24 protein-coding genes are annotated in these 21,501 nt (G+C 66.4%); 21 read left to right on the top strand and 3 right to left on the bottom strand.

Features of this window, described 5'->3' with window-relative positions; genetic code table 11:
- The first annotated feature begins 112 nt into the window (after nucleotides 1-112).
- From JOE30_RS20755 to JOE30_RS20740, 4 genes are read left to right on the top strand one after another with little or no spacing between them, the layout of a single operon-like run.
- Nucleotides 113-1,015 carry an ABC transporter ATP-binding protein gene (locus JOE30_RS20755; protein ID WP_204868825.1) on the top strand — a complete coding sequence of 301 codons (903 nt, stop codon included), beginning with the start codon at nucleotides 113-115 and terminating at the stop codon, nucleotides 1,013-1,015.
- Nucleotides 1,012-1,788, top strand: a complete 777-nt coding sequence (locus JOE30_RS20750) for an ABC transporter permease (protein WP_307806273.1) — start codon at nucleotides 1,012-1,014, stop codon at nucleotides 1,786-1,788. The genes JOE30_RS20755 and JOE30_RS20750 overlap by 4 nt, the downstream gene beginning before the upstream one ends.
- Nucleotides 1,785-2,558 carry an ABC transporter permease gene (locus JOE30_RS20745; RefSeq protein WP_204868824.1) on the top strand — a complete coding sequence of 258 codons (774 nt, stop codon included), beginning with the start codon at nucleotides 1,785-1,787 and terminating at the stop codon, nucleotides 2,556-2,558. Before JOE30_RS20750 ends, JOE30_RS20745 begins: the two co-directional genes overlap by 4 nt.
- 45 nt (nucleotides 2,559-2,603) lie before the next feature.
- Entirely contained in the window at nucleotides 2,604-3,479 is an 876-nt protein-coding gene (locus JOE30_RS20740; protein WP_204868823.1) for a hypothetical protein, read from the top strand.
- Between the two features lies 1 nt (nucleotide 3,480).
- On the opposite strand, the gene JOE30_RS20735 is transcribed toward JOE30_RS20740, so the two are convergent.
- Complete coding sequence (locus tag JOE30_RS20735; RefSeq protein ID WP_239532444.1) at nucleotides 3,481-4,473, bottom strand: sugar-binding transcriptional regulator; 993 nt, start codon at nucleotides 4,471-4,473, stop codon at nucleotides 3,481-3,483.
- A 191-nt stretch (nucleotides 4,474-4,664) separates the two neighbouring features.
- On the opposite strand from JOE30_RS20735, the gene JOE30_RS20730 reads away from it, so the two are divergent.
- The 5 genes from JOE30_RS20730 to JOE30_RS20710 all read left to right on the top strand — a co-directional run bounded on the left by JOE30_RS20730 (nucleotide 4,665) and on the right by JOE30_RS20710 (nucleotide 10,804).
- The gene (locus tag JOE30_RS20730) at nucleotides 4,665-5,465 is read left to right on the top strand and encodes an MIP/aquaporin family protein (protein ID WP_204870611.1); all 801 of its coding nucleotides are present in this window, start codon (nucleotides 4,665-4,667) and stop codon (nucleotides 5,463-5,465) included.
- A gap of 31 nt (nucleotides 5,466-5,496) precedes the next feature.
- Nucleotides 5,497-7,008 (top strand): glycerol kinase GlpK, encoded by a 1,512-nt coding sequence (glpK, locus tag JOE30_RS20725; RefSeq protein ID WP_027504786.1) that lies wholly within the window; start codon nucleotides 5,497-5,499, stop codon nucleotides 7,006-7,008.
- On the top strand, nucleotides 7,005-8,714 hold the full coding sequence (locus JOE30_RS20720; protein ID WP_204868822.1) for a glycerol-3-phosphate dehydrogenase/oxidase: 1,710 nt from the start codon (nucleotides 7,005-7,007) through the stop codon (nucleotides 8,712-8,714). Before glpK ends, JOE30_RS20720 begins: the two co-directional genes overlap by 4 nt.
- A gap of 73 nt (nucleotides 8,715-8,787) precedes the next feature.
- Nucleotides 8,788-10,146, top strand: coding sequence for a TrkH family potassium uptake protein (locus JOE30_RS20715; protein ID WP_204870610.1), 1,359 nt, complete (start codon nucleotides 8,788-8,790; stop codon nucleotides 10,144-10,146).
- A complete protein-coding gene (locus JOE30_RS20710; RefSeq protein ID WP_204868821.1) occupies nucleotides 10,139-10,804 on the top strand; it encodes a TrkA family potassium uptake protein in 666 nt (221 codons plus the stop codon). Before JOE30_RS20715 ends, JOE30_RS20710 begins: the two co-directional genes overlap by 8 nt.
- 4 nt (nucleotides 10,805-10,808) lie before the next feature.
- Here the strand turns inward: JOE30_RS20710 and JOE30_RS20705 are convergent, their stop codons facing one another.
- Together JOE30_RS20705 and JOE30_RS20700 are read right to left on the bottom strand one after the other, a co-directional pair.
- Nucleotides 10,809-11,612 (bottom strand): formate/nitrite transporter family protein, encoded by an 804-nt coding sequence (locus tag JOE30_RS20705; RefSeq protein WP_204868820.1) that lies wholly within the window; start codon nucleotides 11,610-11,612, stop codon nucleotides 10,809-10,811.
- 39 nt (nucleotides 11,613-11,651) lie between these two features.
- A complete protein-coding gene (locus tag JOE30_RS20700; RefSeq protein ID WP_197027742.1) occupies nucleotides 11,652-11,795 on the bottom strand; it encodes a hypothetical protein in 144 nt (47 codons plus the stop codon).
- Between the two features lie 140 nt (nucleotides 11,796-11,935).
- On the opposite strand from JOE30_RS20700, the gene JOE30_RS20695 reads away from it, so the two are divergent.
- The 12 genes from JOE30_RS20695 (at nucleotide 11,936) to JOE30_RS20640 (ending at nucleotide 21,468) form a co-directional block, all read left to right on the top strand.
- Nucleotides 11,936-12,220, top strand: a complete 285-nt coding sequence (locus JOE30_RS20695; protein ID WP_204868819.1) for a hypothetical protein — start codon at nucleotides 11,936-11,938, stop codon at nucleotides 12,218-12,220.
- Nucleotides 12,207-13,160, top strand: a complete 954-nt coding sequence (locus JOE30_RS20690) for a hypothetical protein (RefSeq protein ID WP_204868818.1) — start codon at nucleotides 12,207-12,209, stop codon at nucleotides 13,158-13,160. The genes JOE30_RS20695 and JOE30_RS20690 overlap by 14 nt, the downstream gene beginning before the upstream one ends.
- On the top strand, nucleotides 13,157-13,585 hold the full coding sequence (locus tag JOE30_RS20685) for a hypothetical protein (protein ID WP_204868817.1): 429 nt from the start codon (nucleotides 13,157-13,159) through the stop codon (nucleotides 13,583-13,585). The genes JOE30_RS20690 and JOE30_RS20685 overlap by 4 nt, the downstream gene beginning before the upstream one ends.
- Before the next feature lie 117 nt (nucleotides 13,586-13,702).
- A complete protein-coding gene (locus JOE30_RS20680) occupies nucleotides 13,703-14,107 on the top strand; it encodes a hypothetical protein (protein ID WP_204868816.1) in 405 nt (134 codons plus the stop codon).
- Nucleotides 14,108-14,235: 128 nt separating this feature from the next.
- The gene (locus JOE30_RS20675) at nucleotides 14,236-14,565 is read left to right on the top strand and encodes a TfoX/Sxy family protein (protein ID WP_204868815.1); all 330 of its coding nucleotides are present in this window, start codon (nucleotides 14,236-14,238) and stop codon (nucleotides 14,563-14,565) included.
- Nucleotides 14,566-14,929: 364 nt separating this feature from the next.
- A complete protein-coding gene (locus JOE30_RS20670) occupies nucleotides 14,930-15,973 on the top strand; it encodes a glycerophosphodiester phosphodiesterase family protein (protein WP_371831689.1) in 1,044 nt (347 codons plus the stop codon).
- Between the two features lie 132 nt (nucleotides 15,974-16,105).
- A complete protein-coding gene (locus tag JOE30_RS20665) occupies nucleotides 16,106-17,104 on the top strand; it encodes a substrate-binding domain-containing protein (RefSeq protein WP_027504793.1) in 999 nt (332 codons plus the stop codon).
- A gap of 8 nt (nucleotides 17,105-17,112) precedes the next feature.
- Nucleotides 17,113-18,108, top strand: a complete 996-nt coding sequence (locus tag JOE30_RS20660) for an ABC transporter permease (protein WP_204868814.1) — start codon at nucleotides 17,113-17,115, stop codon at nucleotides 18,106-18,108.
- A complete protein-coding gene (locus tag JOE30_RS20655; protein ID WP_027504795.1) occupies nucleotides 18,105-18,887 on the top strand; it encodes an ATP-binding cassette domain-containing protein in 783 nt (260 codons plus the stop codon). The genes JOE30_RS20660 and JOE30_RS20655 overlap by 4 nt, the downstream gene beginning before the upstream one ends.
- Nucleotides 18,887-19,783, top strand: coding sequence for a PfkB family carbohydrate kinase (locus JOE30_RS20650; RefSeq protein ID WP_204868813.1), 897 nt, complete (start codon nucleotides 18,887-18,889; stop codon nucleotides 19,781-19,783). Before JOE30_RS20655 ends, JOE30_RS20650 begins: the two co-directional genes overlap by 1 nt.
- 5 nt (nucleotides 19,784-19,788) lie before the next feature.
- Entirely contained in the window at nucleotides 19,789-20,436 is a 648-nt protein-coding gene (locus JOE30_RS20645) for a nucleoside/nucleotide kinase family protein (protein ID WP_204868812.1), read from the top strand.
- Between the two features lie 27 nt (nucleotides 20,437-20,463).
- Nucleotides 20,464-21,468, top strand: coding sequence for a LacI family DNA-binding transcriptional regulator (locus tag JOE30_RS20640; RefSeq protein WP_204868811.1), 1,005 nt, complete (start codon nucleotides 20,464-20,466; stop codon nucleotides 21,466-21,468).
- The last annotated feature ends 33 nt before the right edge of the window (nucleotides 21,469-21,501 follow it).

The following is a 21,501-nucleotide window of genomic DNA, read 5'->3' as shown; positions in this document are numbered from 1 at the left end:
TGCCACGCCCTGGCCGATGCACTGTCCGGCCTGATCTCCTACTCAGGTATACCTCCGAATATCCGTCCCCGGACTGACGATTTTCGCGCCCACCGTCGGCAGAGTGTGGGTCATGGACATCGTCAACACACAGGGCCTCGGCAAGCGGTACGGATCGACCACCGTCGTCGACGACCTGAACCTGCGGATTCCCGAGGGTTGCGTCTACGGCTTCCTCGGGCCCAACGGTTCGGGTAAGTCGACGACGATGAAGATGTTGTTGTCGCTGGTGACGCCCTCGTCGGGTCAGATATCACTCTTCGGCCGCCCTCTCACGCGGGAGACGCGACGCGACCAGCTCGCGCAGGTCGGTTCGTTGATCGAGGCACCGCCGGGATACGGGCACCTGACGGGTGGGGAGAACCTGCGCGTCGTCCAGCGCAGTCTCGGACTGCGCGCGGACCAGATCGACCGGGCTGTCCGGACGGTGCGCTTGCAGGACCAGCTCGACAAGAAGGTCCGCAACTACTCCCTGGGCATGAAGCAACGCCTCGGTATCGCCATGGCGCTCGCACGCGAACCGCGCCTGCTGGTCCTCGACGAACCGACGAACGGACTGGACCCCGCAGGAATCGAGGAGATCCGTGAGCTCCTGCGTCATCTGGCGTCGCACGGAGTGACTGTCATGGTGTCGAGTCATCTACTCGGTGAGATCGACCGGACCGCCGACGTACTCGGGATTCTCAGTGGCGGGCGCATGATCTTCCAGGGATCGCGTTCCGATCTGACGAGCGCGGCCACACCGGACGTGCTGATCGACACCGTCGACCCGGATCGCGCCGGAGCGGTTCTGCGAGAGAAGCTTCCGGCCCGTGTCGACGGCCACACCGTTCGGGTGGCGGGTATCGACGATCGCACGACGGCGCGTGTCGTGGAGGATCTGGTCGGGGCGGGTGCCGGCGTGTACGGCGTGCGCCGTGACGAGCAGTCCCTCGAGGACGTCTTCATGAACCTGACGAGCGGGGGGCGGCTGTGACCACGACACTGTCACCGTCGACGTCGTCCGGCACGTCGTCCGTGCGCAACGAGTTGGCGAAGTACCGCCACCTGCGCCTGGGCGTCGTCGCCGCCGCGCTCGCGCTGGGAATCACCGCACTGACGATGGTGGGCATGCTGGGCGGCGCCCCGCAGGGTGAGGGGGAACCGCTGACATGGGGCCTTCCCCTCGCAGGCCTGTCGCTGGCACTACCCCTCGCGTCCCCCCTGCTCATCGCGGTGATCGCCAGCCGCGCAGTGGAGATCGAGCATCAGGGGAACGGGTGGTTGCTGGCGCGGACGTCGGGTGTGACGCCCGGGCGACTGTGCCGCGCCAAGTTCTGGTGCACGGCGGTGCACGTGGTCATCGCGACCTCCCTCGGAAGCATCGGCGCTCTCGCGCTCGGAGTTCTCGGCGGCATCTTGGACACACTGCCCGCCGGACTGTGGCTCGGTCAGACCGTGTGCGCTCTCGTCGTCGCGCTGGCGGTGCTGGCCCTGCAGGTGCTGGTCTCGGCGCGCTTCGACAATCAACTCGTCGCACTGGGGATCGGCATCGTCGGCACCGTCGTCGCGCTGTGCTCGTTCGGGCTGCCCGTGTGGGCGGCGCACCTGACCCCGTGGGGGTACTGGTCGCTCATCGCGTCCGCGGACTACCAGGGCGACGCGGTGGTCACGCTTACGCCGTCCTACGGCAGCGTCGCCGTCCTCGCGGTACTCGCATCGGTGGTGTTCACACTTGCCACTCGTCGGCTCGACCGGCAGGAGGGATGAAGATCATCCGCTATGCAGAGATTCTGGGGGCAGAAGTGCTCAAGCTCAAGCGTTCTCAGGTGTGGGCGGTGGTGGTCGTCCTCCCACTCGTCATGGCGGCACTCGGCGTCGTGAACACCGCGGCGTCCGGCGCCGGTCTCGAGGACGGCTGGAACACGTTGTGGCTCCGGACCACCGTCTTCTTCGGACTCTTCCCCCTCGCGCTCGGAGTCGCCGTGCTGGCATCGCTGGTGTGGCGACCGGAACACCGAGGTGGCAACTGGAACGCGCTGATGGCGAGTGCGACACCGACTGGACGCATCGTGGTGGCCAAGACCGTCGCGGTGGCAGCGCTCGGAATGGCGATGTTGGCAGTGGAACTGGTGGCCGTCGTGATTCTCGGCAAGCTGGTGTTCGGGCTGCCGGGCATGCTGCCGACGCAGTACGTCGCGGTCGGTGCACTGACCGCGATCGCCGTGATCCCACTCGCTGCACTGCAGTCGACGTTGTCGATGACGATGCGGTCCTTCGCCGCTCCCATCGCGGTGGCGATGGTGGGTGCAGGTGTCGCCGTCGTCGCGATGACGGCCGAGTGGCACGCTGCCGTGTTCGTGTTTCCCTACGCCGTGACCACGCGGGCGAGTCAGCTCGCGTCGGGTGCCTTCGGTGACCCCGGGGCGCTGACGACCGGCGCAGCCACCGCAGTGGTCACTGCCGCCGTTCTGCTCACGGGGGTCGTGGTGGCGGCCACGACCCGATTGCTCGATCGCCGCGACGTGCACACGCGATGAAGGAGGCGGTGTACCTCGCGGGCGAGTCATCAGTAGGTTCGACCCATGACCGACTCCACGGCAGCCGCCCATGCCCGCGCCGCGTACCGCACGTTCGAGCCCTTCCACATCTCGGCGTACTTCAATCCCGAACTCGGAGCGGCGGGCCGGGACACCGGTCTCGACGGACACGCCTGGTACGTGGGTTCGCGCGCAGAGCCGATGGGGCCGTGTGCCGCCGGGGTGGTCGCCGCCGCGTTCTACAGCTTCAACACCACGCTGATCGAGCGCTCCTGGCCCGCGGCGATCGCCGCCGGCCTCGACACCGTGGCTCGGCGCCGATGGGACGCGCTGGACACTGTCCTCGGGAATGCGCTGGGTGAGTCGGTGTCCGACCCGGGCCTCACGTCGCTCGCCGATCGACTGCACGGCATCGGCGACACGCTCACCTTCGCCGGCCGCCCGCTGTCTGCGGCGTGGCACCAGTCCTCTGCGCCGGACGTCCCGCACCTGCAGTTGTGGCACGCCATCGCGGTTCTGCGGGAATGGCGCGGCGACGGCCACCTCGCGGCTCTCCTCGACGCAGACCTCGATCCGACGGAGGCCGGTGTCTTCCACGAGGCCCAGCACCCCGAGCCCGGTGCTCGTCGGGTGCTCGGGCGCCGCATCACCCAGCTGACGCGCGAGTGGTCGGACGAGCAGTGGGACTCGGCGGCCGAGCGTCTCGTCGCGCGCGGTCTCGTCACGACGGCCGACGGCGTCGAGACCCTGACGGACGACGGTGTCGCACTCGACCGCCACATCGAGGACCGCACCGATGCGATGGCTGCCGCCGCGTGGCGCGGTGTCGACGATGCGGAGGAGCTCATCTCCTCCGCGCGCCCCTACGTCAAGGCCGTCATCTCCGCGGGCATCCTGCCGGGAACGAAGAAGAAGAGCTGACCTACGCCTGCAGCAGGGTCGCCGCGCTGAGGTCGTCGATCACGAGGTCGGTGACGATCTTTCCGGCGAGCGCCGCCCGCAGCGCGGTGAGCTTGTACTCGCCGGCAACGATGCACACGCGTCGCGGCACGGCTTTGAGTCGGTCGAGGCGTGGGCCGCTTGCACGTTCGTTCAGCGCGATGCGGTCGTAGCTGCCGTCGGAGCGGAGGAAGACGGTGGCGATGTCACCGACGACGCCGTCCCGGTCGAGTTCCTCGAGATCCGACTTCTCCAGGTAGCCCGCACTGTAGACGTGGCTCGGCACGGCGCCGCCGTGAACGCCGATGCTGAACACGGCGAGGTCCATGCGCTCCTGGAGATCCAGAACGCGCTTGATGCTGCGTTCGCGCCAGAGCATCTGCCGTGTCTCCGGGTAGTCGAAGAACGCGGGCACCGGAAAGCCCTGGGGCAGTGCGCCGTACGCGTCCGCGACGGTACGCACGATGTCCGTCGCGTAGGAGACCCCGGTGGTGCGTGTGTTGGCGGCGCCGTTGAGCTGCACGACGTGGGAGTTATGCGTGCGCTTCGGCGCGAGGTGCCGGCTGACGGCACTCACCGTCGTTCCCCACGCGACGCCCATGACCATGTCGGAGGCGAAGAACGTCGTCAGCAGACGGCCCGCGAACATGGCGACTCGGTCCAGGCGATCGACGTCGCTCACCGTTTCCGGAACAGGCACGACGTGGGCGCGGACGCCGTACCGATCGGCGAAGGCGCGCTCGAGCCCGGGCGCCTGGCCCAGGGCGGTGCTGATCTTGATCTCCACGAGGCCCGAGGTGCGGGCAAAGGTGATGAGCCGCGACACCGTGCTGCGGGAGACCCCCATCTCGCGGCCTATCGCGGCCATCGTCAGATCCTGGAAGTAGTAGAGCCGCGCCGCCTGCACCGCGTCGATCGTGCGCGGATCCGTCGCGTCGGGGAGTAGGTGTTCCCCGTACATCTGCAGCTCCGACATGAGCTAACGCTAAACCACATCGGCACCGCCGCGGTATCGCGATCCGGTCCGAGTTGCACATATGTGCACATGGTTTGCGACAACGTGCATGTCACCTAGCATGGCTTTCAGTTGCTCTGTATGGCCTGGATCACAAACATGAAGGAGATGGCGTGACGGACAAACGCGCGAAGTGGGGGCTGCCCGCAGAGATGGCGGCCGAGTTCGCGGGAACGATGATTCTGATTCTGTTCGGTGCCGGCGTCGTGGCGCAGGTGGTCTCCGGCGGTGAGTCCGGAAGCCTCGGTGACCACGACTCGATCGCCTGGGCCTGGGGCCTGGGCGTCATGTTCGGTGTCTTCGTCGCCGGCCGCGCTACCGGTGCGCACCTCAATCCGGCTGTGACGCTGTCGTTCGCGTTGTTCCGCGGCTTCTCGTGGTCGAAGGTCGCGCCCTACGTTCTCGCGCAGACCCTCGGTGCCTTCGTCGCCGCGCTGCTGGTGCGGTGGAACTACAACGACATGCTGAACGCGATCGATCCCGAGCACACCACCGCGACGCAGACGATCTTCTCGACGCTCCCCGGCAACGGCACGCTGCCCGTCAGCCTCGGTTCCGCGCTCATCGACCAGATCATCGGCACTGCGATTCTGCTGTTCCTCATCGTCGCCGTGACCGACACGCGGAACAGCCCGCCGCTGGCCAACATGGCGCCGCTGATCATCGGCCTCATCGTCGTGGCCATCGGCTTCGCGTGGGGCACCAATGCCGGCTACGCGATCAACCCGGCCCGTGACTTCGGACCCCGCCTGGCGTCGTTCATCACGGGATACGGTGGGGCATGGCGAGATCAGTACGGGAGCCTCTACTTCTGGGTGCCGATCGTCGGTCCCATCATCGGCGGTCCGATCGGCGTGCTGCTCTACGACAACCTGGTGGGCCGGTTCCTGCCGGCCGATCCCGACGGCGACGACGAGCAAGAGCCCAGCCGTCTGCCCGAGAAGTCCGCATGATCGTCCACTCCACTACCCAGGGGAACCACTGATGACCGAAACCCGTTACGTCGCAGCGATCGATCAGGGCACCACCTCGACCCGGTGCATGATCTTCGATCACAAGGGCACCGTGGTCGCCGCCGATCAGCGCGAGCACAAGCAGATCTTCCCGCAGGCCGGGTGGGTCGAGCACGACGCTGTGGAGATCTGGAACAACGTCCGTAGCGTCTCCGCCGGCGCCCTCGCCGCGGCCGACCTGACCCCGTCGGACATCGCGGCCGTGGGCATCACCAACCAGCGCGAGACCGCGCTGGTGTGGGAGCGCGCCACCGGCAAGCCCGTCTACAACGCCATCGTCTGGCAGGACACTCGCACCGACCGCATCGTCACCAAGCTCGGCGGCGGCGACGCCACCAAGTACACCGCGAAGACCGGTCTGCCGCTCGCGACCTACTTCTCGGGCCCCAAGGTCAAGTGGATCCTCGACAACGTCGAGGGCGCGCAGGAGAAGGCCGACGCCGGCGAGCTGTGCTTCGGCAACATGGACACCTGGGTCCTGTGGAACATGACGGGCGGTGTCGACGGCGGTCTGCACTACACCGATCCCACCAATGCCTCACGCACGCTGCTGATGGATCTCGACACCCTGTCCTGGGACGAGAGCATCTGTGCGGACATGGGCATCCCGATGTCCATGCTCCCTGAGATCCGCAGCTCCTCCGAGGTGTACGGCAACGTCCGCGAGCGCGGTTCGCTCAGCGGTGTTCCCATCGCCGGCATTCTCGGCGACCAACAGGCCGCCACATTCGGTCAGGCGTGCCTGTCGCCCGGTGAGGCGAAGAACACCTATGGCACAGGCAACTTCGTGCTGTTGAACACAGGCACCGACAAGGTGATGAGCAAGAACGGACTGCTCACCACGGTCTGCTACAAGATCGGCGATCAGCCGACGGTGTACGCCCTCGAGGGTTCCATCGCCGTCACCGGATCGCTCGTGCAGTGGCTGCGCGACAACCTCGGAATGATCTCCACCGCAGCGGATATCGAGACCGACGCCCGCTCCGTCGACGACAACGGCGGCGCCTACTTCGTGCCCGCGTTCTCCGGTCTGTTCGCCCCGCACTGGCGCTCGGATGCCCGCGGCGCCATCGTCGGACTCACTCGTTTCGTCAACAAGGGCCACCTGGCACGGGCCGTGCTCGAGGCCACCGCCTACCAGACGCGCGAGGTCATCGAGGCCATGAACGCCGATTCGGGCGTCGACCTCGAGGTGCTCAAGGTCGACGGCGGTATGGTGGTGAACGAGCTGCTGATGCAGTTCCAGTCCGACATTCTGAACGTGGATGTCGTCCGGCCGGTAGTCGCCGAGACCACCGCGCTGGGTGCGGCGTACGCAGCGGGCCTGGCCGTCGGTTTCTGGGCGAGCGAGGACGAGATCCGCGAGAACTGGGCCGAGGACAAGACGTGGACACCGTCCATGGATGACGCGGAGCGAGACAAGCTCTACGCCGGTTGGAAGAAAGCCGTCACACGAACACTCGATTGGGTCGATGCCGAATGAATTCCACCACAACAGCTCTCAGCCCCGAAGCGCGTAAGGAAGCACTCCGACGTCTCGCCACCGAGGAGATGGACGTCCTCGTCATCGGCGGCGGTGTCGTCGGAACGGGCGCCGCGTTGGACGCGGTCACCCGTGGTCTGAAGGTCGGCCTCGTCGAGGCGCGTGACTATGCCGCCGGGACGTCCAGCCGGTCCAGCAAGCTGTTCCACGGTGGCCTGCGCTACCTCGAGCAGTTCAACTTCGCGCTGGTCTTCGAGGCGCTCAAGGAGCGGTCCCTGGTCCTCAACGACCTGTGCCCGCACCTCGCACGCCCCGTGCCGTTCATCTACCCGCTCGAGAAGCTGATCGACCGGCCGTACGTCGGCCTCGGTATCGGTGTCTACGACGTGATGGGCGCAGGCCGCGGAGTGCCCTCGCACCACAAGCACCTGGGCAAGAAGAAGACGCTGGAGTCCTTCCCGTCGGGCAAGCGCTCCGCCATCCGCGGTGCCGTGCGCTTCTACGAGGGCCAGGTCGACGACGCCCGCCACACCATGATGATCGCCCGCACCGCGGCGGCCTACGGAGCGTTGTGCGCCAACAGCACTCGCGTCACGGGCTTCCTGCGTGAGGACGACCGTGTCATCGGCGTCGTCGCGACGGACCTCGAGTCGGGGGAGTCGTTCGAGATCCACGCCAAGCAGGTCATCAACGCTGCCGGTGTGTGGACCGACGAGATCCAGGAGATGGTCGGCGGCCGCGGGCAGTTCCAGGTTCGCGCGTCCAAGGGCGTGCACCTCGTGGTGCCCCGCAACCGCATCAACAGCTCGACGGGCATCATCACCCGCACCGAGAAGTCGCTGCTGTTCGTGATCCCGTGGGGGAGCCACTGGATCATCGGCACCACCGACACCGACTGGAAGCTCGACCTGGCGCATCCCGCGGCCAGCAAGAGCGACATCGACTACATCCTCGGGCACGTCAACAAGCTGCTGCAGGATCCGCTCGATCACAAGGACGTCGTCGGTGTCTATGCCGGTCTGCGTCCGTTGCTGTACGGCGAGTCCGACTCCACCAGCACGCTGTCACGCGAGCATGCCGTCTCCAGCCCCGTGCGTGGCCTCACCGTCATCGCCGGCGGCAAGTACACGACGTACCGGGTCATGGCGAAGGATGCGGTCGACTCCGCGGTGCACAACATGGAGCGCAAGGTTCCGGAGTGCGTCACCGAGAAGATCCCGCTCGTCGGTGCCGACGGCTACTTCGGCGCCTGGAACTCACGGCAGCTCGCGGCTGAGCGCGCCGGGATGCGTGTCGGTCGGATGGAGCACCTGCTCGGGCGCTACGGCACCCTGGTCGGTGAGATCCTCGAGCTGATCGATCAGAACCCGGAGCTCGGCAAGCCCCTGGAGAATGCACCGGACTACCTCAAGGCAGAGGCCGTCTACGCCGCGAGCCACGAGGGTGCGCAGCACCTCGACGACATCCTGACGCGGCGCATCCGCGTGTCGATCGAGTTGGCCGATCGCGGCGAAGCCGCCGCAGCAGAGGTCGCCGGACTGGTCGCACCCATCCTCGGGTGGGACGAGCAGCACGTGTCCGACGAGATCGAGCACTACCGCAAGCGCGTTGCGGCAGAGCGTGAATCGCAGGCGCAGCCGGACGACGAGACCGCCGATGCCGCACGGCTCGGCGCTCCCGACGTGCGCGTGGGAGTCGGCGGCTGAGAGCCGCCGCGCGCACCCGCTGCAGTCTGCAGCGGGTGCGCGCACCCGCTGCAGTAACGTGCCTCCGGTGACGATGAGCTCGAGCCCGGCACCTCGTCGGGCCGCGAAGGCCGTGCTGACCCCGCTGCGCCTGGTGGCGCTGGGTTTCGCCGCCGCCATCGCAGCGGGGACCCTTCTCCTGTTGCTGCCCGCGGCAACTCAGGTCGACAAGAGCACGGACGTGCTGGGCGCCCTGTTCACCGCCACATCGGCGATGTGTCTGACCGGATTGATCGTGGTGGACACTCCCACGCACTGGTCCGGCGCTGGTCAAGGCGTCATTCTCGCGCTCATCCAGATCGGTGGGTTCGGCATCATGACGATGGCCTCGCTGGTGGGTCTCGTCCTCGCCGATCGCATCGGTCTTCGCGGACGCCTCAATGCGGCGGCCGAGCTCCGCACCTCCGGACTCGGCGACGTGCGCAGCGTCGTGGTGGGTGTCGTGCGTACCAGCCTCCTCATCGAGACGGCGGTCGCGGCGTGTCTCGCGGGCCGTTTCGCCGTCGGTTACGACGAGCCGCTCGGACGGGCCGTGTGGCTCGGCATCTTCCACTCCGTGTCCGCGTTCAACAACGCCGGCTTCGCCTTGTTCAGCGACAACATGATCAGCTTCGCCACCGATCCGTGGATCTGTGTGCCGCTCCTGGTCGCCGTGGTCCTGGGCGGCATCGGCTTCCCGGTGCTCTTCGAAGTCGCCCGGCATGTTCGGGGACGCACTCGTCGACGATGGACGTTGCACACGCGGCTGACGGTCACGGTCACAGCGGCACTGCTCGTGCTCGGCCCGGCATTGGTACTCGTACTGGAATGGTCGAACACGCTCGCTGAGCGCGGAGTCGGCGGCAAGCTACTGGTGGCCGCGTTCCAGGGCATCATGCCGCGGACCGCCGGTTTCAACAGCATCGACTACGCGGACGCCGACAACGCGACTCTGCTCGTCACCGACGTGCTGATGTTCATCGGCGGCGGTAGTGGCGGTACCGCGGGCGGCATCAAGGTCACCACCTTCGCCATTCTGCTGTTCGTCATCATCGCCGAGGTGCGCGGCGACCGCTCGGTCACGGTCTTCGACCGACGCATCGACTCGAGGGTGCAGCGTCAGTCGTTGACCGTCGCCCTGGTCGGCGTCGCGCTGGTGATGGTGCCGGTCGTGGTGCTTCTCGCCGCGACCCCGTTCGACCTGGACGTGCTGTTGTTCGAGGTGGTGTCCGCCTTCGCTACCGTGGGACTCTCGACAGGCATCACCGCGCAGCTGCCGGGGTGGGGGCAACTGATACTCGTCGTCCTCATGTACCTGGGCCGCATCGGCTCCATCACGCTGGTGAGTGCGCTCGCGGCGCGCGAACGCGATCGGCGATACACCTTCCCCACAGAGAGGCCGTTCATTGGCTAAGAAGCCGTCATCCGACGTCGTCGTGGTCCTCGGCCTCGGGCGCTTCGGCAAGTCCCTGGCTCTCGAACTGATGGCGCAGGGTGCCGAGGTGCTCGGCATCGATTCGGACGAGGCCGTCGTGCAGCGAGTGTCCGATCGCCTCACCCATGCCGCAGTCGCGGACACCACCGACGAGGAGGCGCTGCGGCAATTGTCGGTGCACGAATACGATCGCGCGGTCGTGGGTATCGGATCCGATCTCGAGGCGAGCCTGCTCACTGCCTCTGCCCTGATCAACCTGTCGGTGGGCAACGTGTGGGCCAAGGCGATCAGCAATGCGCACGCGAAGATCCTGACGCAGATCGGTGTCAGCCATGTCGTGCGGCCGGAACACGACATGGGTAAGCGCGTCGCCCATCTGGTGCGTGGACGGATGATGGACTACATCGAGTTCGACGACGGATTCGCGATGGTCAAGACGACGCCCGCGCGGTTCCTCGTCGGCCATCGGCTCGGGGACACTGCTGTGCGGGCCAAGTACAAGGTCACCGTCGTGGCTGTGAAGAGGCCGGGCGAAGGATTCACCTATGCCACGGCCGACACCGTGATCGCGGAGGACGACATGGTGATCGTCTCCGGTCAGGTGCGCGACACCGAGCGCTTCAGCGAGCTCACCTGACGGTTCACGACCGGCGTTCCTCCTTCACCAACTCCTTCGTACGCACCAGCCGAAGAACCGTCACCAGCATCACGCCACCGATGATGTTGAAACCGACCGTGTAGCCGAACCACTCGATCCACTGCCGGTAGTCCACTTCGGCGCCGGCGTGGATTGCGCCGAAGATCAACAGCGAGTCCAAGATCGAGTGGAACAGCTGCAAACCCGCCAGCAGGAAGCCGGCCGCCATGGCCGCGATGATGCGGGCGACGTCCGACGTGGTTCCCTGCTGCATCCTGGTCAGCAGCGTCATGGTGCTGCCGCCGAGAATCGCCAGACAGATCGACTGCGTGTTCAGGGGTGCGTCGACGAAGTGATGTGCCGATTCGGACAACACCATGAGCCACTGCGGGAACGCTTGCGCAACAAGCCACATCACTCCCCATCCGCCGACGAGATTCGCGAGCAGCGTGCCGACCCAGAGTTTCGCGAGTTGGGCGGGGGTGCCGTCGCGGGACACCACGGCAGCGACCGGCATGAGGAAGTCCTCGGTGAAGAGCTCGCTGTGCGCGAGATAGATTGCGACGAGCCCGATCCCGAACGCCAGTCCGGCGAGGAGATGGCTGTCCGTCTCGTCGAGAACAGCAAGGTAGGCCATCACGCCGAGGGCCACTTCGAGACCGCCGAACAGGCCTGTGACGATCACGGCGCGGACGGTGCGGTGCAGACGCTCGGCACCCTCGGTGACGACCGCGTCGAAGCTCTCTTCCAGTTCCTCTTCGACGGGGCCGTCGTTGTCACCGTCGTTGCGGCGCGCTTCTTCGCTCATCTCTCGGTGTACCCCGCATGGCGAGTCGCTATCGGGTGGTCAGCGCTTCTTCTTGTTCACCGCTGCGGAGGCGTCGTCGGCAGCGATGTTTCCCGCGGCCTTCGTCTTCTTGTCCAGCCGCTTTTCCTTCAGCGACTTACCCGATTTCTGTGTCATCGAGTTGCGCGGAGACTTGTCAGCCATGGTGTCAGCCCCTTGATCAAGGGAACCAGATGGCTCCGATACGGCGAACACTACGCCTGATGCGGCGTGAACAGCGCAAACGTCGACAGTGGAACGGGTTGAGCGACTGACGCGTCTTTTCCGGCGAGGGGGTGGGAACGATGTTCGTCGTCGCTGATGTGGGGGCCATGCGGGCCGCGAGCCGAGCGGTTCTCGGCGAGGCGGAGCAGATCGGTGTGGTGCGGCGAGGTGTGAGCACGCTACCTGGTGCATCGACCGCAGCGGCACTTGCGCGTGCCGAAGAGCGAGCGGTCTCGGCACTGAACGATCTCGTCGCGGATTTCTCCGCGACAGCGCATTCGCTCGATGTCGCTGCCGTCGGGTACGCCGAGGCGGACTCGGTCAACGCCGCACGGTTCGAGGGGTTCTGGCATGGAGGTCGCTGAGCTCGCGCCGCGCCGCGAGGTGGTGGCGTCCTGGGATCCCGACGCCGTCCGGATCGACGCAGCGTGGATCGGTGACGGCGCCTCGGCCCTGGAATCTCGGGCGGCGGCCATCGACATCAGCCGTGTCGATCTGCGTGAGGCGTGGCAGGGTGCGGCCGGCGATGCTGCGGTAGGTCGTCTCGGACGCGATCTTGCTGCAGCGCAACGCCGATCGGTTCAGCTGCGAGTGCTGGAGCGTGCAGTTCGCGATGGTGCTTCTGCCATCGCCGTCGCTCGCGAAGCGCTTCTCGACGCTGTCGCCGTGGCCGAGGCGGACGGGTGCCTCGTCGCTCCGGACTGGTCGGTGGTCAGCAACGGTGTCTCCCACACGGGGGTCATCGCGGCGCATGTACGGGCGCTGATCGATGCGGACGAGTCGGCTGCCCGGTCCATCGACGACGCGTCCGCTGCACTTCTCCACGGCGAACCACGCCACCTCGTCCCCCTTGCCATCGGCCTGGCCTGGGCGGTGGAGGCGGCCGTGCACGCGATGATCGCGGCCGGTGTGCTGTCCGTCGGAGCGATGGCCTTCGCGCTGGTCGACCGGTTCGGCATGGATGCGTGGGATGCGATCCACGACGCGCTGCCGGACAGCTTCTTCCAGGATGCCGGGCCGGTCGATGCGGCGGGCGTGGACGAAGTGTTGAACGATCTGACGGAGCCGGGTCGGCGCGGTGTCAACCGACAAGTGGAGTCGGAAGAGGACGTACGAGCCGTATTCGACGAACTCACTGAGCAGGGTAGGGCGGTCGGAACAGGTGACAGTGTCAAAATTATCGAGCGATACGAATTGCCGGACGGTACGGGAATCCAGTTGCGAGTCGACAGCAAGTCTGGTGGATCGGTGGTCGACATCGTGAAGCCGGAAGGTACTCAAGTGATCAAGGTGCATGTGCGATGAATGTCGAAGAGGGCCTGGAGTTTCGACTGCTCGACGAACTCGATGACGACTGGATGCCGCTGTGGGGTTTTGTGGCCATGGTTTCCGGGTTCCGGGGATGGAACACCACGATCGACACCGTTGCCGGCGTCATTCGTTGGTTCGCCGAGTCCGGGTTGATGACGTTCGGAGCGCTGGCGAACAACGACGTCGGGTGGGAAGAGTGGAACGTAGACATCGACGAGTCGATGCGCCGGATCGCAGAGGGACACGGGACCAGTCAGGGCTACCTGCAAGCTACGAAACGTGAAGACCTGGTCTGGTGCGAAGTGTTTCGTGCGAACATCACAGAAAAAGGTGAGCGACGCCTTGCGGAGCTCGAGGCGCAGGGCATGACGTGGGACAACACGATCGGTCAGTTCGAGACCCGTAGCGGACTGCTGTGAGATCCGGTGCAGAAGTAGTCGCTGAGCGAACAGTTCTGCACCGCATCGGCAGTCGGTTGATCGCGGACGTTCGCCCCCGCATTGTGTGTGTGGACGAATGATCAAGGCGGATGTGCGATGAACGACGAACAACTCGAATTCAACCTCTTGGTCCAATTGGACGACGACTGGATCAAGTTCTGGGAGTTCATGTACTACACGATCCAGTCCAGGGGGCAGTCGACGACAGCCGAGCAGACAGCAACTGTCATCAGGTCGCTCGTCGAGTCGGGGTTGATGACACTCGGCGCCCTCGCATCGAACGACGTCGGGTGGGAGGAATGGGACGTCGCTCTGGACGAGGCCATGCGCCGCATCGCGGAGGGGCATGCAGGTGAGGTCGGCTACCTGTCTGCGCCGGATCGAACGGCACTGACGATTTCCGAGGTTGTTCGGGCGTGCATCACCGAGAAGGGCGAGTGGCGCCTCGCCGAACTCGAAGCGCGCGGGTTCACGTTCGAAGGTCCCAGCGGGCTCGTGTGAGATCCGGTGCAAAAATCGTCGCTAGGTGAACATTTCTGCACCGCATTCGTATCGACGGTGCGCTCACCCGCGCATTCCGCGGCTCCGCGCACCTTCCGGCGCGCCGGGACGCGCCGTAGAGTTCCCGCATGGCTCGTGACGCTGACCTCGAGGACCGGGTTCGTGCTGCGCTGTCCGCCAGGTCCACCGTGACCGAGAAGGCGATGTTCGGCGGCCTCGCGTTCATGGTCGACGGGAAGATGGTCGTGTCCGTCGGAAACGGCGGCGGCGCCTTGCTGGTCCGGGTACCGCGCGAACGCGACGACGACTACATCGGACGCCCGGGAGCTCGCCGCGCCCAGATGGGCGCGGGCAGGTCGATGGGACCGGGGTGGATCTCGGTGGACGCGGCAGCTCTGGAATCCGACGACGACCTGCAGGTCTGGCTCGATGCCGCAACCTCGGCCGGTACTCCCTGACTGGGGGAACCGACGTTCTACCGCGGCAAGTACTCGATGAACTCCCGCGCCACCCGGGTCGAATAGCCGCACAAATCGTGTGCAGTAATCCGCGGACAGCGCGGATCACTGCACACGATCACCGCGTCGGCAGGTAAACCGCCAACTCGAACGAGTCCCGCACCACCCGCCGCTCACCAATCCGGCCGCCCTGGCCTGCACCACCTCGATGCCGTCACGCTCGTACTGCCACAACGACTCCGGTACCAGTCACATACTCATGACGTTGCGGAGCAGTCGACACCCGCCCGGCAGCTCACCTTCGACCCGTCGTGGTGCACTCTGATCCATCGCGCGTTCACTTTCCCGTCCTAGCGTGGGCATCATGGCGATGCGACGAGTGCTGCTGACCGTCTCGATGTGCATGGCGTTGGCGGCCTGCTCCGCGCAGGAGACCGAGACCGCGCAGCCGCTCGACGGCTTCGACCTGCAGGCCCACCGCGGTGGCCTCGGGCTCGTCACCGAGAGCACGCTCGCCTCGTTCACCAACGCCCTCGAGCTCGGCGTCACCACCCTCGAGATGGACACCCAGATCACCGAGGACGGCATCGCCGTCGTCACGCACGATCGGAAGGTGCCGGACGCGAAGTGCCGCGACACCCGGCCCGCGACCGACGGTGATCCCGAGTTTCCCTACGTCGGGAAATATGTGAACACGCTGACGCTGGCGCAGGTGCGAACACTGAATTGCGGTGTGGCGCAACTCGACGGCTACCCCGATCAGCGGGTGGCGACCGATGCCGGCATCCCCACTCTCGACGAGGTACTCGCGTTGGTGAACTCGTACGAGTCCACGGTGCAGCTGAACATCGAGACCAAGGTGGAGGCGGCGGCGCCCACGGAGACGGCGCCTCGTGATCAGTTCGCCAACGTGGTGCTCGCCTCGGTGCGGGCAGCGGGACTGCTCGACCGGACCACCATCCAGAGTTTCGACTGGGGCGCTCTCCTCGCGGTGCAGAAGATCGACCCGTCGATGCGTCTGGTGGCGCTCACGGAGCCCGACTTCCTCGAGGTCGGTGAGCCGGGTGCCTCCCCGTGGTTGGGCGGCCTCGACATCGACGAGTTCGGCGGCGATCCGGTGGCGGCGGTGCAGTCGTTCGGCGCCCACGCCCTCTCGCCCGTGCAGGGCAGCCCGCAGAAGGGAACCGTGGGAGACGCGGACTTCGAGTTCTACGTGACGCCGCAGATGGTGGCGTCAGCGCATGCCGCCGGGATCCGCGTCGTGCCGTGGACGGTGGACGATCCCGCGACGATGGCGGCCCTGATGGACATGGGTGTCGACGGCATCATCACCGACTACCCCGACCGTCTGCGCGAGGTGATGGGGGAGCGAGGGATGGCGCTGCCGGAGCCCGCCGGGGTGCGTTGAGCCGGGTTTGTCCGGTTCGAGAATTGGTCGGGACGACTTTCGCGAAAACGCATGCGCAAGCGCTTTCCTTCCCCATAAGCTCCCGCCATCACGCGATGCGGTCGGCGTCGCAATGGGGACAAGGGAGTCCACATGTTCGAAAATCGCAGCAGAAGCACGCTCGCTCTCGGCACCTTCCTGATGGCCGGTTCGCTGGCTCTCGGCCTCACCGCGTGCGGCGGCTCCAGCTCCGACAGCGTCAAGGTCGGTCTGATCACGAAGACCGACTCCAACCCGTACTTCGTCAAGCTGCGCGAGGCGGCTCAGGCCCAGGCCGACAAGGACGGCGCCGAGCTCGTCGCTCTGGCCGGAGCCTTCGACGGCGACAACGAGGGCCAGGTCTCCGCGATCGAGAACATGGTCGGACAGGGCGTCAAGGGCATCCTGATCACCCCGAACAGCTCGACCGGCGTGCTCGACGCCATCCAGAACGCTCGCGACGCCGGCGTCGTGGTCATCGCACTCGACACCGCGACCGACCCCGAGGACGCGGTCGACGCCACCTTCGCGACCGACAACAAGGCGGCCGGCGTCAGCCAGGGCAAGTGGGTCAAGGCAGCGCTCGGCTCCACGGCGCCGCAGGTCGTCATGCTCGACGGCACTGCGGGCGGCACCGTCGATTCCTTCCGTCACGAGGGCTTTCTCGAGGGCATGGGCCTGACGGACAGTTCACCGGAGATCGTCGGCCAGGAGAACACCAACGGCGACCAGACCAAGGCGCAGACCGCGATGGAGAACCTCATCCAGCGCGCACCGCAGACCAACGCGCTCTACACCATCAACGAGCCGGCCGCCGCAGGCGCCTACCAGGCAATTCAGTCCGCGGGCAAGGCAGCACAGGTCACGATCGGATCCATCGACGGCAGCTGCACCGGTGTCGCCGACGTCAAGTCCGGCAAGATCGGCGCGACCGTGATGCAGTTCCCCGCCAAGATGGCCGAGCAGGGCGTGCAGGCAGTCGTGGCCTTCGCCAAGGACGGCACCAAGCCGAGCGGCTTCAACGACACCGGCTCGCAGCTCATCACCGACAAGCCCGTCGACGGCCTCGAGTCCCAGGACACCACCTGGGCCGAAGCGAACTGCTGGGGCTGAGTCACTCCATGAGCACTGCCGCACCCGCGACAGCGCCGCAGTCGGTACCGAGCCGGTTCACCGCGAGCAACATTCTGCGTGAACCGCTGCTCGGGCCGGTGGTGGCGTTGATCCTCGCGATCATCGTCTTCAGCGCGCTCTCGGACTCGTTCCTGAATCCGCAGAACGTGTCGCTGATCCTGCAACAGTCCGTCGTCGTCGGAATCCTCGCCGTCGGACAGACTCTCATCATCCTCACGTCGGGCATCGACCTCTCGATCGGCGCCGTCGCCGTGTTCGGCACCATCGTCATGGCGCAGAGCGCGGGGGCTAACGGTCCGGTCGTCGCACTCGGATCGACGCTGCTGGTGTGCGTGGCGTTCGGAGCGATCAACGGCGGCCTCGTGACCGTGCTGCGGTTGCCGCCGTTCATCGTCACGCTCGGCACGTTCACCGCGATCCAGGCAGCCACGCGGCTGCTCGCGGGTTCCGAGACGTACCGCGTCGAAGAGGGCCCGCTCACGTTCCTCGGAACATCCTTCAAGATAGGGACTTTCGCGACGACGTACGGTGTGGTCGCGATGCTGCTGGTCTACATCGTCATGTGGTACGCGTTGTCGCAGACGTCCTGGGGCAAGCACATCTACGCCGTCGGCGGTAACCCGCAGGCATCGGATCTGTCGGGTATCAAGTCCGGCCGGGTGCTGTTCTCCGTCTACATCGTCACGGGCGTCATCGCAGCCATCGCAGCGTGGGCAGCGCTGGGACGCATCCCGAACGCGGATCCGAATGCGTATCAGAACGCCAACCTCGAGACCATCACCGCAGTGGTCATCGGCGGCACGAGCCTCTTCGGTGGCCGCGGCGGCGTCGTCGGAACTCTGGTCGGCACGCTGATCGTGGGTGTGCTGCGCAACGGACTCACCCAGGCCGGTGTCGACAGTCTCTACCAGAACATCGCGACCGGCATCCTCGTGATCGTCGCGGTGGCTGTCGATCAGTTCGCACGCAGGAGGTCACAGTGAGTACCGCACCTGTTCTCGAAGCGCGTGGCCTGGTCAAGAGGTACGGCAACGTCACCGCCATCAACGGAGCGGACTTCGAGCTCCGGGCGGGCGAGGTGCTCGCGGTCATCGGCGACAACGGTGCCGGAAAGTCCAGTCTCATCAAGGCATTGGCCGGCGCGGTGGTCCCGGATTCGGGTGAGATCTTGATGAACGGTGAGGTCCAGTCGTTCCGTAACACGCGTGATGCGCGGGCTGCAGGTATCGAGACCGTCTATCAGGACCTCGCGGTGATCCCTGCGCTCGACATCGCGTCCAATCTGTACCTTGGTCGCGAGATCAAGCGGAAGGGCGTGATGGGCAGCCTCTTCCGACGCCTCGACATGCCGAGGATGCGGGAGGAGGCGTCGCAGCACCTCGCCGACCTGAAGATCGGCATCAAGTCCGTGAACCAGGCGGTGGAGACGTTGTCCGGTGGACAGCGTCAGGGTGTCGCCGTCGCCCGCGCCGCGGCATTCGGTCGCGGCGTCATCATCATGGACGAGCCCACTGCTGCACTGGGCGTGCGGGAATCGGGCATGGTGATCGACCTGATCCGGTCGATCCGTGATCGCGGCATTCCCGTGGTGCTCATCTCGCACGACATGCCGCACGTGTTCGAGGTGGCCGATCGCATTCACATCCACCGGTTGGGGCAGCGCGCCGGCGTCGTCGATCCGAAGCAACGGACGATGTCCGAGGTGGTGGCTCTGATGACCGGTGCGACCGAACCCACCGAGTCGGAACGCGCTGGGCTGTAATGACGTCGACCTCGCTCGGCGTCTTCGTGGGCCTGGCGACACTCGATGTGATTCACCGGATCCAGGCACCACCGGCGGTCAACGAGAAGATCACGTCGACGGATCAGTTCGTCGCGGCGGGGGGTCCGGCAGCGAATGCTGCCGTCACCTTCGCCGCGCTGGGCGGTCGCGCGATCCTGGTGACGGCGCTCGGCGACGATCCTGTCGCCGGGCTCGTGCGTGCGGATCTCGACCGGTACGGCGTCGAGGTGATCGATGCTGCGGCGGGCACGGCAAGGCCCGTACCCGTCTCGGCGGTGTCGGTCGTCGAGTCCACGGGTGATCGATCGGTGGTGTCGCTCGACGCGGTCGCGTCCGAGGTGGCGCCGCCGACCGATCTGGACGCGGTGATCGCCGAGGCCGACGTCGTCCTGATCGACGGCCATCACCCCCGGATGGCGCGCGCAGCGGCCGAGAGTGCCGCTGCCCACGGTATCCGGGCGGTGGTCGACGCCGGTCGGTGGAAGCCGGTCATGGCCGAACTCGCTCCGCTTGTCTCGGACATGGTGTGCTCGGCGGACTTCCGCATGCCCGGGACCGACGGCTCGGACGCCACCGCCGCGGCACTGGTCGCGGCCGGCGTTCCCACCGTCGTCACGACGCACGGGGGCGCGCCGATCACGTGGTGGAGCGGCGGGTCGTCCGGATCGGTGACCGTCCCGGCAGTGACGGCGGTTGATACATTGGGCGCCGGAGATGTGTTCCACGGGGCTTACTCGTATTTCACGACACGAGCCGAGAGCGGCATGAACGAACGCCTCGATCGATCGGCCCGGGTGGCCGCACTTCGCTGTTCCGTGGTGGGACCTCGGTCCTGGCTGCGTGAACTTCCTTCCGACCAGACCCGAAAGCGGTGACCGTCATGAGCGGCCAGAGTGTGCAGGATGCGTCCTTCGACGAGCTGGTCGAATGGGCCCGCGCACTGGCGGTTCCGGGGCAGCGCCGCATCCTCGGCCTCACCGGAGCTCCCGGAGCCGGCAAGTCGACCGTCGCCGCCGATCTGGTGGATGCACTCGGGCCGGATCTTGCTGTGCTGGCGCCGATGGACGGGTTCCACCTCGCGAACGAGGTGCTCATCGACCTCGGTCGTCTCGACCGCAAGGGGGCGCACGACACGTTCGACGACGACGGCTATGCCCGTCTGATCGAGGCCGTACGCGGGCAGGGACCGGACGGGCCCATCGTGTACGCGCCGCGGTTCCGCCGCGAGATCGAGGAGTCGATCGGCTCGGCCATCCCGGTGTTGCCGTCGGTACCCCTCGTGGTGACCGAAGGCAACTACCTGTTGATGGAGATCGACGCGTGGCCTCGTGCTCACGCGCAGATCGACGAGGTGTGGTTCCTGGCTCCCGACACGGACGTTCGGCACCACCGGTTGGTCCTGCGCCACGAGGCGTACGGGAAGACGCCGGAGGAGGCAGCGTTCTGGGCTCTCGGATCCGACGAACGCAACGCCGAGCTCATCACGTCGACAGCCGAGCGTGCCGATCGAGTGCTGCGTCTTCGATGATCACGTCCTCTCGGCGACCGGCCTGACATGGCGACCATGGACGACGTCGCTCGTCGGGCAGGCGTGTCGGTGTCGACGGTCTCGCACGTCCTCAACGGCACTCGGAAGGTGAACGAGTCGACGCGGGAGCGCGTCGAGACCGCGATCACCGAGATCGGCTACCGCCGCAACGTCGTCGCCCGATCCCTCGCGGCCGGTCGGACTCACACCGTCGGACTGTCGATCTCGGCGTTCACCAACCCCTACTTCGGCAGCCTCGTGCACACCATCGAGGCAATGCTGTCGGACGCGGGCCTGGTCATGTTCCTCGGTGACTCGCACGACGACGTCGCCTCGGAACGTCGGGTGGTCGATTCGCTGCTCGATCGCCAGGTCGACGGCATCATCGTCGCGCCGGCGGCAGGCGCCGAGCGGAACACCATTCCGGCGATCACCGCGACCGGCACCCCGCTCGTCCTCATCGACCGTGCGCTCGACGTGGCGTGTGACCAGGTGGGTCCCGAGAACGAGGAGTCCGCTCGACACTTGACCGAGCACCTACTCGAGCTCGGACACCGGCGTATCGCGGTGGTGCGCGGAATCGACGGCATCTCGTCGTCGGTCGAGCGCTACGCGGGATACGAACGGGCGCTGCGGGACCGCGGGCTGGAGATCGACCCGGATCTGGTTCTGGACGGCGCGTCCAGCGTCGACGTGGCGGAGCGCGAGGTGCTCGCCGTGATGTCTCGGTCGCCGCGACCCACCGCCATCGTCACCATGAACAACTCGATGACGATCGGTTCGCTGAAAGCGCTGCGAGGTCTGGGCCTGTCGATACCCGGCGACGTCGCGCTGGTCTGTTACGACGATTTCGAGTGGTCCGATCTCTTCGAACCCCGTCTCACCGCGTCCGCGCAGGACGTCGTGACGCTCGGCAGCACGGCGGTGGACATGTTGTTGGAGCGCATCGGCGGATACACCGGCGAACCGCGACGCATCCACGTCCCCACCACTTTTCACCATCGCAACTCGTGCGGCTGCACCCCGGCCTGAACGACCCGACAGCCTGATTCACCCTCACCAGGA

The organism is Rhodococcus sp. PvP016 (genome assembly GCF_017832185.1).
In the GTDB taxonomy this organism is placed as follows: domain Bacteria; phylum Actinomycetota; class Actinomycetes; order Mycobacteriales; family Mycobacteriaceae; genus Rhodococcoides.
Note: the sequence above shows the minus strand (reverse complement) of the source record. Positions and strands in the feature narration are given on the sequence as shown.

Excerpts from the sequence above, each read along its gene's own strand:
- JOE30_RS20735 (WP_239532444.1), bottom strand. The coding sequence starts at position 4,473 with ATGTCGGAGCTGCAGATGTACGGGGAACACCTACTCCCCGACGCGACG.
- JOE30_RS20685 (WP_204868817.1), top strand. The coding sequence starts at position 13,157 with ATGAATGTCGAAGAGGGCCTGGAGTTTCGACTGCTCGACGAACTCGAT.
- JOE30_RS20660 (WP_204868814.1), top strand. The coding sequence starts at position 17,113 with ATGAGCACTGCCGCACCCGCGACAGCGCCGCAGTCGGTACCGAGCCGG.
- JOE30_RS20755 (WP_204868825.1), top strand. The coding sequence starts at position 113 with ATGGACATCGTCAACACACAGGGCCTCGGCAAGCGGTACGGATCGACC.
- JOE30_RS20705 (WP_204868820.1), bottom strand. The coding sequence starts at position 11,612 with ATGAGCGAAGAAGCGCGCCGCAACGACGGTGACAACGACGGCCCCGTC.
- JOE30_RS20670 (WP_371831689.1), top strand. The coding sequence starts at position 14,930 with ATGGCGATGCGACGAGTGCTGCTGACCGTCTCGATGTGCATGGCGTTG.
- JOE30_RS20700 (WP_197027742.1), bottom strand. The coding sequence starts at position 11,795 with ATGGCTGACAAGTCTCCGCGCAACTCGATGACACAGAAATCGGGTAAG.
- JOE30_RS20690 (WP_204868818.1), top strand. The coding sequence starts at position 12,207 with ATGGAGGTCGCTGAGCTCGCGCCGCGCCGCGAGGTGGTGGCGTCCTGG.
- JOE30_RS20715 (WP_204870610.1), top strand. The coding sequence starts at position 8,788 with ATGAGCTCGAGCCCGGCACCTCGTCGGGCCGCGAAGGCCGTGCTGACC.
- JOE30_RS20665 (WP_027504793.1), top strand. The coding sequence starts at position 16,106 with ATGTTCGAAAATCGCAGCAGAAGCACGCTCGCTCTCGGCACCTTCCTG.
- JOE30_RS20730 (WP_204870611.1), top strand. The coding sequence starts at position 4,665 with ATGGCGGCCGAGTTCGCGGGAACGATGATTCTGATTCTGTTCGGTGCC.
- JOE30_RS20650 (WP_204868813.1), top strand. The coding sequence starts at position 18,887 with ATGACGTCGACCTCGCTCGGCGTCTTCGTGGGCCTGGCGACACTCGAT.
- JOE30_RS20695 (WP_204868819.1), top strand. The coding sequence starts at position 11,936 with ATGTTCGTCGTCGCTGATGTGGGGGCCATGCGGGCCGCGAGCCGAGCG.
- glpK (WP_027504786.1), top strand. The coding sequence starts at position 5,497 with ATGACCGAAACCCGTTACGTCGCAGCGATCGATCAGGGCACCACCTCG.
- JOE30_RS20645 (WP_204868812.1), top strand. The coding sequence starts at position 19,789 with ATGAGCGGCCAGAGTGTGCAGGATGCGTCCTTCGACGAGCTGGTCGAA.
- JOE30_RS20740 (WP_204868823.1), top strand. The coding sequence starts at position 2,604 with ATGACCGACTCCACGGCAGCCGCCCATGCCCGCGCCGCGTACCGCACG.
- JOE30_RS20675 (WP_204868815.1), top strand. The coding sequence starts at position 14,236 with ATGGCTCGTGACGCTGACCTCGAGGACCGGGTTCGTGCTGCGCTGTCC.
- JOE30_RS20720 (WP_204868822.1), top strand. The coding sequence starts at position 7,005 with ATGAATTCCACCACAACAGCTCTCAGCCCCGAAGCGCGTAAGGAAGCA.
- JOE30_RS20640 (WP_204868811.1), top strand. The coding sequence starts at position 20,464 with ATGGCGACCATGGACGACGTCGCTCGTCGGGCAGGCGTGTCGGTGTCG.
- JOE30_RS20745 (WP_204868824.1), top strand. The coding sequence starts at position 1,785 with ATGAAGATCATCCGCTATGCAGAGATTCTGGGGGCAGAAGTGCTCAAG.
- JOE30_RS20680 (WP_204868816.1), top strand. The coding sequence starts at position 13,703 with ATGAACGACGAACAACTCGAATTCAACCTCTTGGTCCAATTGGACGAC.